This window comes from Paraflavitalea sp. CAU 1676, assembly GCF_029223285.1.
Lineage (GTDB): Bacteria > Bacteroidota > Bacteroidia > Chitinophagales > Chitinophagaceae > Paraflavitalea.
Genome location: NZ_JARHUJ010000004.1, coordinates 616,737 through 629,854 on the forward strand (window position 1 = coordinate 616,737; position 13,118 = coordinate 629,854).

The 13,118-nt window shown below is 46.0% G+C and carries 7 protein-coding genes; 4 read left to right on the top strand and 3 right to left on the bottom strand.

Going from position 1 to position 13,118, the window contains the following annotated elements; genetic code table 11:
- Positions 1-138: 138 nt before the first annotated feature.
- The gene (locus P2H89_RS15515) at positions 139-1,905 is read right to left on the bottom strand and encodes a hypothetical protein (protein ID WP_275828364.1); all 1,767 of its coding nucleotides are present in this window, start codon (positions 1,903-1,905) and stop codon (positions 139-141) included.
- A 1,099-nt stretch (positions 1,906-3,004) separates the two neighbouring features.
- Here P2H89_RS15515 and P2H89_RS15520 point away from each other — a divergent pair.
- A complete protein-coding gene (locus P2H89_RS15520) occupies positions 3,005-6,850 on the top strand; it encodes a TIM-barrel domain-containing protein (protein WP_275828366.1) in 3,846 nt (1,281 codons plus the stop codon).
- A gap of 74 nt (positions 6,851-6,924) precedes the next feature.
- Here P2H89_RS15520 and P2H89_RS15525 read toward each other — a convergent pair whose 3' ends face one another.
- Positions 6,925-9,375: a sensor histidine kinase gene (locus P2H89_RS15525; protein WP_275828368.1), complete on the bottom strand. Its 2,451-nt coding sequence runs from the start codon at positions 9,373-9,375 to the stop codon at positions 6,925-6,927.
- Between the two features lie 312 nt (positions 9,376-9,687).
- On the opposite strand from P2H89_RS15525, the gene P2H89_RS15530 reads away from it, so the two are divergent.
- The 3 genes from P2H89_RS15530 to P2H89_RS15540 are packed head-to-tail and all read left to right on the top strand — an operon-like array spanning position 9,688 to position 12,542.
- Positions 9,688-10,728 (top strand): alpha/beta hydrolase, encoded by a 1,041-nt coding sequence (locus P2H89_RS15530; RefSeq protein ID WP_275828370.1) that lies wholly within the window; start codon positions 9,688-9,690, stop codon positions 10,726-10,728.
- A 52-nt stretch (positions 10,729-10,780) separates the two neighbouring features.
- Entirely contained in the window at positions 10,781-11,800 is a 1,020-nt protein-coding gene (locus P2H89_RS15535) for a histidine kinase (protein ID WP_275828372.1), read from the top strand.
- Positions 11,781-12,542 carry a LytTR family DNA-binding domain-containing protein gene (locus P2H89_RS15540; RefSeq protein ID WP_275828374.1) on the top strand — a complete coding sequence of 254 codons (762 nt, stop codon included), beginning with the start codon at positions 11,781-11,783 and terminating at the stop codon, positions 12,540-12,542. The genes P2H89_RS15535 and P2H89_RS15540 overlap by 20 nt, the downstream gene beginning before the upstream one ends.
- A gap of 104 nt (positions 12,543-12,646) precedes the next feature.
- Here P2H89_RS15540 and P2H89_RS15545 read toward each other — a convergent pair whose 3' ends face one another.
- A complete protein-coding gene (locus P2H89_RS15545; RefSeq protein ID WP_275828375.1) occupies positions 12,647-13,072 on the bottom strand; it encodes a DoxX family protein in 426 nt (141 codons plus the stop codon).
- Between the last annotated feature and the right edge of the window lie 46 nt (positions 13,073-13,118).

The following is a 13,118-nucleotide window of genomic DNA, read 5'->3' on the forward strand; positions in this document are numbered from 1 at the left end:
GCAAGAGGCTTGCTCCAGTTTCAAGAAAGAGCTTGGTTCATGTTGGAGCGAATCCTCTGCATTATTGAGCTTTGAGATTAGCGTGGTTACTAATTGTTCCACATCACTGAATTTAGAAGGAAGTTCAGTTGAAATTCGCTAATTGATAATTATAACAAACAAATTCCGTAATTGGTAGGGAAGATTTCCGGCGTCTTGCGCCTGCTCGCCAAAACCGAAATCTGTAGCTGCCTTTGTGAAATAACTCATCGGATCTCCAGTCGGGTAAGCCTGTTCCATGAAGCGCATAAAGGAAAACTGGGCAGTAAGATAGGTCCAGGGGTTAGCTTTTTTGATAGCTTCTTTTAATTCCTTCTTTTTACGATCATGATACTCAGTAACCCTGTCACGTAGGAAAAAGCGTTCGGTTTTTAACTGCGGGTAATATTTAATAAAAAAATGTAGATGAATCAGCGTAAGCGGATGAGTTTTTATGAAAGAAGATCGCTCATCTGAAATGATGGCATCAAATTGTTCATCAAGAAAAGTATTGACACCTGAAATGTCAAGGGATGGTTCCGTGTAAACGATTATTGGAAAAAGCCTGAATTTGCTACCAAGCGATTTGAGATGCCGGATTTGATTTCTTAGCTGATAAATCCCCTTATTTTTTTCTCCTGCGAATTTCTTTTCAGTGGCGAACTGGTCATATAAGAATTGCTGGAGACCTTGCGTATCGGCCCTGTCTACTACCGTTCCATGTATTCTTGTAGATTTCACTTCAATGACAAATACATCTTTGTTATTCTGCATAATCAGGATGTCGGGATATTGCGGGTCATCTTTGTCGGTCTTGATGGTATCGTACCGGTGCGTAAATATTTGCCTGACTAACTGCAGCGTGATATACTCCTCAAAAAAATATTTTCCAATTATGCCCAGGTACTCGTTGTAATTGTTTATACCATGATTTTTCTTCAGCGAGGTGACTTTATAAAAATGATAAATGAGACTTATATCAGTTAAATTCGAGAAGAAATCAAAATCGAGCACAGCTACGCCTTCCGAAAAACGGTAAAAGGGTTGGTTGATCAGTGCAAAGGACTCGCCTGAAAAAGAGCTACCGGATGCAGCAGCAGGATCATAGATAAAGGGTTCGAGCACGCGTTCCAGTGTCGCATCTACTATGCAATACCGGGGCTGCCTGTCCTGTTCATAACCAGTATAAGAAGAGATTATAGTTTGCAGGAACACGAAATAGAAATTATAGGGAGACACTACACTGAACGCGGCGGCAAATTCCTTTAAAGGGGCTTCGCCGTATCGCTCTCCCACAAAACGAAAGAATAAAAAAGCCTTCAATGCATTGACACCATACATGTCGGCTTTCTTCCTTGCGAACTCCTGCTGAAATAGTTCCAGCTTCCAAAGGAAATCTATCGACAACAAGTTTTTAGTATCGGCCCGATTGTAATACGCCTCGTTAATGGCTAGAAGTGTATCGAACAAATCCTTCTGCAAGAGCGCCTCACTTTCTTCATTGATGCTGTCCTGATCATCTATCGGCCTGTAACGGGCGATGAGTTTCGCCATGAGGTTCACAATGACCTGCGAACTAAAGACCGCAGCATACTTGCCTTCCGGAGTTGAGCGTATTTTAATCAACCTCTCATAGATCGATCTGTGCAGTTTGTTAAATACGAGACTGAATGTATCGTTATCAATTTGATTGGGATCGCCGCCGCACTCAAAGATGATCGCATTTATTTTTGAGAGCATAATGATCAACACGTCGGTAGGATATTTTAAAAGCTGCCCAATCGGATCTACGGCCGCGGCCTTGCCGTAAAACTGACGATAAGCCAGTACTCCAAATATGGAGAAGGTGGGATTTTTTGATCCAGAAGATGAGTTAGTATTTTTCATATAATATTTCTGTAATGTGAAGATCCGACACCCAAAAGATATAGCGTAGTTTGTCATCCTGGTAAAAGAAGCCGAAAAAAGTGGAATTCAATTCTAATGACAGAATATAGGCCCGCCCCCTTTTTTAGCAACCCTTAGTCCAAGTGTGGGTTGACGAATATCAAAACATGAGGAAGTTTTAAAGATAGTTGCATTTCGCTTAGTACGCCGGGGTGGTTTTGTTGTTTCTATAATAAAGGATAAGGTTTAATGGTTAACGAGTTTGATTAGTGTACGCCCTGCGTTTTCACGCAGGGTTTTTGGGGCACGCAGGGATTGTTTTTTACCACCACCTGAAAGAGAATTATTTGGGGAGCCTAAAGAATTGGTTATAAAAATTACACAAAAGCGTTAGCTTAGTAGAATGGCCGCAGTAAGAATAATCGGTATCGTTATTATGTTTTAGGTCTGGCGCTTAAAATAGCAGATTTACCAGGCTATACTCCCGCCTTCATTACAGGAGCTATTCTGATAATTTTTGCCCGCCTTTATTATTGGCGTAGCTCTGAGAGGACCCTTAGATAATACCCCGAATCGATAAGGTTTTTTTTACACCTATCTTGACTCCAACGGCTAGGTTGATCAAAAAAGCTTTTTTTCAAACTGAGACACTACCTTTTGTAAAATACTTGATTAAAGTGTCTGCAAACAGTTTCTTTGGAAAGTCATGTCAAGTGCTGTAAAGGCATGTAAGTTTTTTGAAAAATCACGGATTGATCGAGAAAAATCGTGATAAAAGAAATAAATACTTCTTTTTCAATAAGTTATAAGGAGGTCTGGATTTCCGTCCGGTCCGCAAAAAGCCTCACAGTAATGTGAGGCTTTTTTGTTTTACGACGCACCGGTTCATCATATTTCCGTGAACATATAGCCTCTACATTCCGCAGCAACCGATCGTCAGCGCCCTCCAAAATTCATCCTCTCAGCTGTCTTGAAACCACTACCGGCATAGCCGCCGCTACCGCTTAAATAATCATGCAATCGATTACGCACTTCCCCGGCGGCTACCATTTAGTGTTTAATTTTACCGGAATCGATATTAAAGCAATCTTCTGCGATCATGAAACACTCATTCCGGATTTCAATCACCTGTCTGCTGCTCCTATTACTTCAGGTAACTGTTAACAACAACATATCGGCACAGGCCCCCATCAGCAAGCTCAGTAAAGCACCAATAAATACAGCGAAGATCGTCAGTGCTAAAAAGGTCAATAGCACTACGGTAGAGATCACCTATTCCAATCGGAGTCATATGTTATTGGATTTCTACGGCGACAACATCTTCCGGTTATTGTACGATAGCATCGGCAAGGAGTTCCGCGATCCTGCTGCAACCCCCGCGGCCAATATTCTGGTAGAGAATCCACGTAAACAGGTGACCGCATTGAACATCAGCGATAAGGGAACAAAAATGATTATCACCAGCGCGAAGATCACTGTTCAGCTGGACAAGAAATCGCTGAGCCTTAGCATCCTCAACGGCGAAAACAAAAGCGTCGTTGAAGTAACCAATCTTTTTGAGCTTACGAAGAAACAAGCTACGCTGAGGTTAAAGGAACAACCCCAGGAATACTTCTATGGCGGCGGTGTTCAAAATGGTAGGTTCTCACATAAAGGGAAATCCATCGCCATCGAAAATCAAAACAGCTGGACCGATGGTGGCGTCGCTTCTCCAACTCCTTATTACTGGTCTACCAATGGGTACGGTTTTATGTGGTACACCTTTAAGAAAGGCAAGTACGATTTCGGCGCCCATGAAAAAGGGGTAGTCACCCTTTCGCACGAAACCGACTACCTCGATGTCTTTTTTATGGTAAATGCAAAGCCGGTATCCCTGCTCAATGACTTTTACCAACTTACCGGCAACCCGGTCCTCATACCCAAATTTGGTTTCTACGAAGGCCACCTCAATGCCTATAACCGTGATTATTGGAAGCAGGATTCGTCCGGCATCGCATTCGAAGATGGAAAACGCTATAAAGAAAACCAGAAAGACAATGGCGGCACCAAAGAGTCTTTGAACGGAGAAAAGAACAACTACCAATTCTCAGCCCGTGCCGTGATCGATCGTTATAAAGCACACGATATGCCATTTGGGTGGATCCTGCCCAACGATGGCTACGGAGCTGGCTATGGCCAAACGGGTACTTTGGACAGCAATATCCTAAACCTGAAATCCTTCGGTGATTATGCCAGGCAGCAAGGCGTACAAATAGGCCTTTGGACACAGTCGGACCTGCACCCCAAAGACGGCATCAGTGCATTGTTGCAACGGGATATCGAGAAAGAAGTTGGCGTTGCCGGTGTACGGGTGCTTAAAACGGATGTGGCCTGGGTAGGCAGAGGATATTCCTTCGGCCTCAATGGCGTTGCCGACGCAGCCCATATTATGCCGAAGTTTGGCAATGAGGCGCGTCCCTTCATCATTTCCCTCGACGGCTGGGCCGGCACCCAACGTTACGCAACGATATGGTCCGGCGATCAAACCGGCGGCGTGTGGGAGTACATACGCTTTCACATCCCTACCTACCTGGGCACTGGCTTATCTGGCCAGCCCAACATCACATCGGATATGGATGGCATATTTGGCGGTAAGAGTACTCCGGTGAATGTTCGGGATTTTCAATGGAAGACATTTACGCCCATGCAATTGAACATGGATGGTTGGGGTGCCAACGAGAAATACCCGCACGCGCTCGGTGAACCAGCTACTTCCATCAACCGCACGTATTTAAAACTGAAATCCTCCCTGCTCCCTTATGCCTACAGTATCGCTAAAGAAGCGGTGCACGGGCTGCCCATGATCCGGGCCATGTTCCTGGAATATCCAAATCAGTATACGCTGGGGAAAGCAACACAATATCAATACTTGTATGGTCCGGGCTTCCTGGTGGCACCCATTTACAAAGAAACCAGGGCAGATGCTGCAGGCAATGATATCCGCAACGGCATTTACCTGCCCAAGGGCGAATGGATCGATTATTTCTCCGGCAATAGGTATGAAGGCAACCGCATCATCAACAATTATGAAGTACCCCTTTGGAAATTGCCTGTATTTGTAAAAGCCGGCGCCATCATCCCGATGGTACAGCCCAATAACCAGGTTGTTGCGATCAACAAGGCCTTGCGCATCTATGAAGTTTATCCCGCTGGAAAAAATTCCTTTACTGAATACGACGATGACGGACTTACAGAGTCATATAAGAATGGCAAAGGAGTCACCACCTTCATCGAGTCTGCCGTAGCGGGCAATACAGCCATGATCACGGTTCACCCCGCAAAAGGTAACTTCGATGGCTTTGAAAAGAATAAGGCGACTGAATTTCACATCAACGTTACTCAGGCGCCAACCGGCATTAAGGCAATAGTAGGCGGCAAACCAGTTGCGCTCAAAAAGGTCACTTCTTATGATCAGTTTTCAACCGGAACAAACGTATACTTCTATGAGGCCGCTCCCAATATGAACCAGTTTGCGACTAAGGACAGTGAATTTGAAAAGGTGGTGATCACGAAAAATCCGGTCGTCTACGTAAAGGTGGCGGCAACCGATATTATCCGGAATGCCGTAGCGCTTACCCTTACCGGTTTCCGTTTCGCCCCCAATGATCATTTACGCAAGTCCTCCGGACCGTTGACCATTCCGGTCCAGGCACAGGTGCTGAATTCAAACGCGCAGGCTTACACGTTACAACCAACCTGGGGCAAAGTGGCCAATGCCGACTACTATGAAATAGAATTTCAAGACCAGCTCTACAGCACGATCAAAGACAATGCGTTTTTATTTGAAGATTTAGTTCCTGAAACTGTTTACGATTTTAAGCTGCGGGCAGTTAATAAAACGGGAATGTCCGCCTGGAAGCAGTTCAGCGGTAAAACAAAGGTTAATCCGCTTGAGTTTGCTATCAAAAACATAACGGCAGAAGCATCGGCCCCTGCACAGGAAGGAGCAGAAATAGCCAGCTTATTTGATTTTGATGAAAGCAGTATGTGGCACACGCAATGGGGATCGAAGGCCGTGCCCTTTACGTTTACCATCGACCTTAATTCAACCAACCAGCTTGAAAAATTACAATACCTGCCCCGCAACAGAGGTAATGGTATTTTGTTGAAAGGAACGATCGCTTACAGCGAAGACAAAGTAACCTGGTCGGCACCCAGCCCCTTTGAATGGGCCAGGAATGGCGACACAAAAGAGGTCCAGTTCCCCAACCATCCAATGGCAAAATATATCAGGATAACAGTAGCAGACGCCGTAGGTGGATTTGGTTCAGGCCGCGAGTTGTATGTGTTTAAAGTACCCGGTTCTGCCAGTTTCATTCCCGGCGATATCAACAACGACAACAAGATCGATCAAAACGACCTTACATCTTATATCAATTATACAGGATTACGAAAGGGGGATGCAGACTTTGAAGGCTATGTGAGCAAAGGCGATGTTAATAAGAATAACCTGATCGATGCCTTCGATATATCTCAGGTGGCTACCCGTCTTGCGGAGGAAGAGAGTGCCCCTCAAAATGATAGTATAGCCGGCACCATTGAGATCAGTACTGCCAAAAGATCCTGCAATAAAGGCGAGGTGATTGAAATTAGTGTAAAAGGAGTCAACCTGAAGTCGGTGAATGCGCTCAGCTTCGCTTTGCCCTATAGCCAGCAGGACTTTGAATTCGTGGGTATCGTACCGCGTGCAACTAAGAATATGCAAAACATGACGAATGACCGCCTGCACAGCAACGGGAAAAAGTCATTTTATCCCACGTTTGTAAATGTTGGCAACCAGCAAACATTGCAAGGAACAGGCGAATTGTTTGTGATTAAACTGATGGCGAAACGAAAGCTGGATGTAGATATCAAGCCAACCGATGGGTTGATGGTCGACAGGCAGTTGAATGTTATCAGGTTCTAAAATACAAGCCGGCAGCGATCCTGCCAGGTCAGCAAAAAGCCTCTCAGCAATGGGAGGCTTTTTGCGTATTGGGATCATATAGTTAACGTACTCATCCTTTCAGGTTCTCCGTTTCCGTGACGGTTGCCGTATTCTTTAGACAGATCCCTTTTCGGCGTAAACCGGATAGTCATCGTGGTTCCTTCGCTGCTCGTGATCTCAACAGTTCCGTTGAGGTCCTCAGCGAGTCCGTAAACGAGCTCCAGGCCCAGGCCCTGTTGTTTCCGGACTGCTGGCATGCCAACACCATTGTCAGCTACCTGAAGAACTGCCTGTACCTTATCCGTCATTGATAGGGTGATGATGATCGCAGGGTGCAGGATCTCTCTCGGGAAAGCGTGCTTGATAGCATTGGTAACGGTCTCATTGACGATGATGCCAATGGGTACAGCCTGCGAGATATCGAGGTCAATCGAATCTACCACCGTTTCAAAGCGGATCTTTTGGCGCGTTTCAAATGCATCCTGGAGGTAGTTGATCAGTTCCGGCAGGTAAACCCGCATGTCAACGGATGACTTGTTATCATCCTGGTACAATTTCTGGTGCAACAAAGAGGTCGCATAGATCCTGTTCTGACTGGCCTGGATAGCAGAAAGTGGGTCGTTTTGGCCATAGTTCGACTGCAACTCGAGCAGGCTCACAATGGTTTGCAGGTTGTTCTTTACCCGGTGGTGCACTTCCTTCAGTAACCATTGCTTTTCATCAACCAGTTGCTGAAGCGCTTTGTTCTTTTGCCCGATTGCCCGCGCACTTCTCTGTTTCACCCGGAATTGATTGTACAGCAGACCGGCCATCAGCGCAAGCAAAGCAAGACTTCCTATTACAATATTTCTGGTTAGCCGCGCCTGCTGCAGGTCCGACTCTTTGAGTAAACCTTCCTGTGTCAGGAACTTGATATCCTGGTCTTTTTTGGTTGTTTCATACTGAACGTTCAATTCCTGCATTTGAAAGCGTTGACGCAGGTTGAACATGGAATCGCTGTAGAACTTGAATTGCTGCTGATGTTCATAAGCCGCCTTGTAATTGCCATCTATGGCGTCCAGTTTGCTAAGCAGCTGGTAGGTTTTCTGGTAAAAGTGGATAAAGTCATTACCCTTACTGAGGGCCAAACCCTTTTCCAATAATTGTCTGCCTTTGATATATTGTTGTTGATTGACATAGAAGCGCCCTATTACAAGATAAAACATCAGGATGGAGCCATTGACATGCTCGGGCGGAAATCCGGAAATGGCATCCAGTACCTTTGTGTAATATCGCTCAGCGTCCTTCATTTGCCCCATTTTTTCATAGCAGTATCCGGTCCCGTAGTCTATCGATATCTTATCCATACCACCCTGTGGCGGGTAGCGGGCTACGATGGTTCTCATCCACGACAAGGCTTTGCCACCAGAACTATCGAAGGCCAGCGAGGTAGTCATTTGTGTAAAATTCTTGTACCAGAATTCCTGCGGTTCCAGGTTCATCCGGGCAATACCTTTCCTAAACCATTCATAGGCCTTTGCGTCTTCAGCAAAGAATTCATACACAGATCCTCTCCGGGCGCAGACCATACTGTACAAGAGCGAATCACCGGTCTCGGTCATAACTGCCATGCAGCTATCAACATCGTTCAATGCCGGGATATAATCAGAGCCTACAGTATGAATATAAGAACGTACAAAGTAATTGTCCATGGTATGGCGGTAACCGGTTGCTTGTTCCAGCGCGATCACTTCTGCCAGTTTGGGAATAGCCAACCGGTAATCGATGATGAAATTATAGGTCACAATGTCCGATAGCACCTCAATAGCCTGTTCTTTTAAACCCAATTGCTGATAATCATGGAAAGCTTTTTCGAGATACTGCAGCCGGAGGGTATCACTAAATGGCAGATGCAGCGCCCATTGATGAAAGGCCATCGCTTTACGCTGGCTGATCTCTTTGGGCGCAAAGCGATTGGCCACGGCAGCAAAAAGCTTTTCACCTTCATCCATCATCCCTTGCTGGTAAAGTAATTCTCCCTGCAAGGCATCGCATTCTGTTTTCCAGCGTTCCGTGGTACCAGCTGTACGTGCAGCTGTCAGATACTTTTTAGCATTATCAAGGTCTGCTGAATCTTTGCCTGTTTGGTGCAGATAGTAGATGACCAACTCCAAAAGTAGGCGAGTTTTTCGTTCGCCGCTTGCCTGCGCCGCCACAGCGGCAACGCGCTCAGGAGCTCGCTGCTGCAGCCATTCCACCTCTTGCTGCAAGCCGGGGTCATAGATCATTTCGTCGTAGGGAAACTGGCGATTGATGCCGTATACGTGACAGGCATATTGCACGGAACTGTCGAGGTCCCACTGACCTTGAAAGACCATATAAATGAACCGTCCCATATTTTTTGTCAGCAGCCTCTTCTGCGGTTCATTATAGTGTTTGAGTGTTTGATACAACCTGGTTGGCTGAGCAGCTGCCAGGTAACAGCAGCAAAGAGCCATCAAACAGATAAGCAAGGTCTTTTGCATACGGGTATTATTTAGATTGGCACGGGAGAGCAGGGCTGGCTGGCATTATCGAAATCAGTGATGCGGATTGTGCGGGAGGCGGATTGAATCGCAAGATTGAACTGGGCGTTGAATATTTGCGCCAACAAATGTACGGCTTCCCGATTTTCCAACATGCGTCATTTTCACCCCGCCACCTGTCCACTTCACGGTCCGATCTGTCCGATTGCCCTCAAAATCAATTCCTTCCGCAGAACCTTCGGATTACATTTGTGTTGTCGGCGGGCATTAGAATGCGCCGCGACCTAAAAACCACTTAAAATAGTTCATCATATGAAAGCGATCATCAAACTCAACCGCTCCTTGAGCACAACTATCTTTGTTCTTGCCAGTTTCATACTGGCCCCAGCAGCTTTAATGGCATCAGACGCACACGATACTTCAAAGGTCCAGGCTGCTTCTATCGCATCAGCAACTGCTTTCGACAACATCAAACAGATCAGGGCCGGATTGCTCGATGTAGGTTATGCAGAAATTGGTCCCCACAATGGTCAGCCGGTCATCCTCCTGCATGGCTGGCCCTACGATATACACAGCTACGAAGCAACTGCAGCGTTGCTGGCAGATAAAGGATTTAGAGTGATCGTTCCCCACCTGAGGGGGCATGGTACCACACACTTCCTGTCCGATAAAACATTCCGGAACGGGCAACAAGCTGCGGTGGCGGGTGATATCATTGCATTGATGGATGCGCTCCAAATCAAAACGGCCATTTTGGGAGGCTTCGATTGGGGAGCCAGAACTGCCGATATTATCGCGGCCCTGTGGCCCGAACGGGTAAAGGCGTTGGTTTCAGTGAACGGTTACCTTATCAATAACCTCGAGAAAAACAAACAACCCCTTGCTCCAAAAGTTGAACTGGGCTGGTGGTATCAATTCTATTTCGCGACCGAAAGGGGCAAACAAGGGTACACGCAAAACTATTCCGACTTCAACAAACTGATCTGGAAAACAGTTTCGCCCAAATGGGATTTTGATTCTGCAACATTCAATCGCTCGGCCGCTTCGTTCAACAACCCCGATTATGTGCCCATTGTATTGCACAATTATCGCTGGAGACTGAGCCAGGAGCCAGGCGAAAAACAGTATGATGCCATAGAAGCCAAACTGGCCGCCCGCCCCGCCATTTCGGTACCGGCTGTTACCCTCGATGGAGATGCTGACGGCGTAGTGCCTGCCAGTGACGGATCGGCTTTTGCAAAATTGTTTACGGCAAAACATGTGCACCATATCGTTAAGGGTGCAGGGCATAATCTTCCCCAGGAAGCGCCCCAGGCATTTGCCGATGCCATTATAGAAGCGGGCAATTTATGACCGGTAGATATTTCAAAAATTTTACCTTCACCAATTAATAAAGAAGTTTTTGATGAAAAGAACTGCATTGAAGATTTCACCCGCCTTGATCTGGGGCAGTTCCCTGCTGCTGGGCCTATTATCTTCAGTGCCACAACTTGCTTCCCGGCATTTCAATCCCGCGGAAGCCATCGTGAACGCGGCCATAACGGCCGCTTTCGCGTTGTTGATGTGGTACTTCAATATCTATGTCATCTCCCGCAGAAGTAATCAGCCGCGAAAACAAAGTATTTCCTATTCCCGGTTGATGAGCAGTCTGCTGTTCGGCCTCGTAGTAATGCTGGTGCTCGCCTATATACAACAGTTGATATTGTCGCATATCGATTTCGGTCCTGCTATGTTGATGGTAGAAGTACGCGGTATACTGATCAACCTGATCTTTTACATGTTCCTTCATCTCTTGCAACAGAACCATGAGAACCAGCAGGTCAACATGGAGCTGGAAACCATCCGCAACGAACATTTGAGTGCACAGTATGAGCTGCTGAAGCAGCAGGTCAATCCGCATTTCCTGTTCAATAGCCTCAATACCTTAAAGGCAATGGTCGAAAGCGGGGAAAAGGAAGCTGTTCCGTTTATTATTAAACTGTCTAATTTTTATAGGTATACCCTGGAGAGCCGTAAACTCGATCTCATTCATGTACAGGAAGAGATGGAGATTCTCAACGCTTACCTCTTTTTGCAGAAGGCTCGTTTCGAAGAGGGGTTTATCTTTAAGAACTCCCTCAGTTCGGGCACGCTTGCCACGTTGATCCCGCCGTTTACCTTGCAACTGCTGGTAGAAAACTGCCTTAAGCACAATATCGTATCGCTCGAAAAACCATTACATATTCACCTGTATGAAGAGAACGGCATGATCGTTCTGGAGAATCCTGTGCAATTGAAGAGCGGCGAAAACAGTTCCCTGGGTGTAGGATTGAAGAATATTGAATTACGCTACAGCCATTTTATCGATAAGAAGGTTGAGATAGCCAACGATCAACAAGTATTCAAAATAAAACTTCCTTTAATATATGAACATCATCATCATTGAAGATGAATTAAAGACCGCCCGATCGTTGGAGAACATGATTCTGGAGTTGAGGCCCAATGCAAAGATCATCGGCCGGTACCAGAGTGTGGAAAGCTCGGTGAAGGCACTTTCGGAGGGACCGGCGCCCGATCTCATCTTTATGGATATACAGCTGGCCGATGGGGTCAGTTTCGAGATCTTTAAATCGGTGAAGATCACTTGCCCGGTAGTCTTTTGTACGGCCTACGATGAGTATTCGCTGGAGGCTTTCAAAAGTAATGGAGTCGATTATGTTCTTAAGCCATTCTCAAAAGAGGATATCCAGAATGCCTTTAAGAAAGTCGATGAATTGAAGAACTTCTTTCAGCAAAAGGCAACACCCGACCTCACAGACCTGCTGTCGAAATTGACGGCGCCCGCGGGTAAAACCACCTTTCTCGTATTCCAAAGTCAAAAATACCGCACTGTAAGTGTAGAAGACATAGCCTTGTTTTATATCCGGCACGATAGTACCTGGATACTCTGTTTCGATAAGCAGCAGTATACGATCAGTCAGTCGCTCGACCAGATCACCCAATCGGTATCTGCCAAACAGTTTTTCCGGTTGAACCGGCAATACCTGGTAAACTTTAAAGCTATCAAAGAGGTAGAACCCTATTTCCTGCGCAAGCTATTTGTAAAACTGGTCATCGAAACGCCAGAGAAATTACTGGTCAATAAGGAGAAATCACAAGCGTTCCTTTCCTGGATGGAAGATCGTTAAAAGAGATCGCCCGACTTACTAAGTCGGGCGATTTGTTTTTGGGTGTATAATGTATTCCGTCTGCAGCCGTTACCGGCGGATCAATCATTGATGTGACAGCCTCCCTAAATGCCGGCCAACTTTTGTTGAAGGGTCATGCCATTATCGGGTCCCGAATAGTTGGCGGTATACAGTTTCCGGAACATCAGGTAGGTTACAGATACCATCACGAAGGCGACAATCGCATCGATGGTGGCTGCAAAACCAAGTACCAGCAGCTTGGAGGCAAAAGCGAAGATGATATCGAAGAAGATACCGGCAAATACCCATTCTTTAAGGCGCAATAGCTTACCGGGGATCAGCAACACGGCAATGCCTGAAAGTTTGAAAATACCGAGTGTGTAAATGAAGTGGGGAGGGTAACCGAGTTGGCGGGTTATTTCCCAAACGATAGGATTACTGGTCAATTCAAATAAACCGCTGGAGCCAAACCACAAGGAAGTTAAAGAGGCGCCTGTCCAGTAAATTGCTTTGGTAGTTTTCTGTGTCATACTATTTTGTTTTAATTGTTATCGATGACACAAAATTGCAGCAGGC